1 protein-coding gene and 1 pseudogene are annotated in these 1,002 nt (G+C 62.8%); both read right to left on the bottom strand.

Features of this window, described 5'->3' with window-relative positions; genetic code table 11:
- Nucleotides 1–140: pseudogene (locus PUR61_RS01810) on the bottom strand (integrase core domain-containing protein); the annotation flags it as partial.
- A 106-nt stretch (nucleotides 141–246) separates the two neighbouring features.
- Nucleotides 247–1,002: group II intron reverse transcriptase/maturase (locus PUR61_RS01815; RefSeq protein WP_329874901.1), on the bottom strand; the 756-nt coding region annotated here is incomplete at its 5' end.

Genomic DNA, 1,002 nt, shown 5'->3' on the forward strand with positions numbered 1-1,002 from the left:
CGCGTGATCGGGGGTTGGCCTCCGAGTGCGGTGTGGCAGCGATGGTAGTTGTAGGCGTGCAGGAAGTCGGGGAGCGCTTCGGTTCGTTCCTGGTTGCTGGTGTAGGGGCGTTGGTAGGCCCATTCGTCGAGCAGGGTGCGGGTAGGGTCGGCCGAGCGGCGAGGTGCCCGCGGTGCGGGTCCTTTTCCGCTCGGCCTCCCACCGAACCGGACATGACAGTTTCCTGGTCATCCGGCTCTCCAGTGACTACTGCGTGAGCGCGGCCGACCTCTCCGGATGGATGCGGCCATGGCAACTGCCGCAGACCACAAGGGCCTTGCGTCGGCGCCTGACCATCAGCTTCACCCATTCGGAGGACGGCTCGCCGAGCCGGTTGAGGTCGTTGAGTGACCTGATGTGGTGAACCTCCACCTCACCTGGTTCCTCGCAAACCTCACACCTATTTGCAAGAAGCCGACTGATCAGCTCCTTATGTGGATAGACCGGCCCGGTCAGACGGTCGGTCAGTTCCGCCGTCTTCTGCCGCTTGAGAGGAATACCTCCAAACCGTGCGACCAGTTCCTTCCTGCTGTCGCGCACCATGCGAGCTTCGAAACACGTGCGCGGCCCGTACGGAGTCTGGATCTTGGCCTTGAACCTGGCCGCCATCTTGGAAACCGTGGAGCCGTGCTTTCTCGCCAGGGTCCGGAGCATGGAAGTCTCCATGACCCAGCACAGCCGGTGAAGACGAAACACGTCACCGGCCAGCAGGTAGTACTGGACGACACCTCGGTACTCGGCCGCAAACTTACCGACGATGACGTGGTCCGTCTCATTCACCAGGAAGTTCCGGCACGCGGGTTTTCCGCGCGACAGGTACGGGGCGCTCTTGGCTTTGATCACCGATGGAGGCACGTGCAGGACGACCGTTCCGTTGAGGGATCGCCGGTTCCGCCGGTCCGTTCCGGACGGCCTTCTTGTTCTGCGGTTCGTGCCGGCGATCGAGATCTCATAGCCGAGGAA

This window comes from Streptomyces sp. BE20 (assembly GCF_036322525.1).
In the GTDB taxonomy this organism is placed as follows: Bacteria; Actinomycetota; Actinomycetes; order Streptomycetales; family Streptomycetaceae; genus Kitasatospora.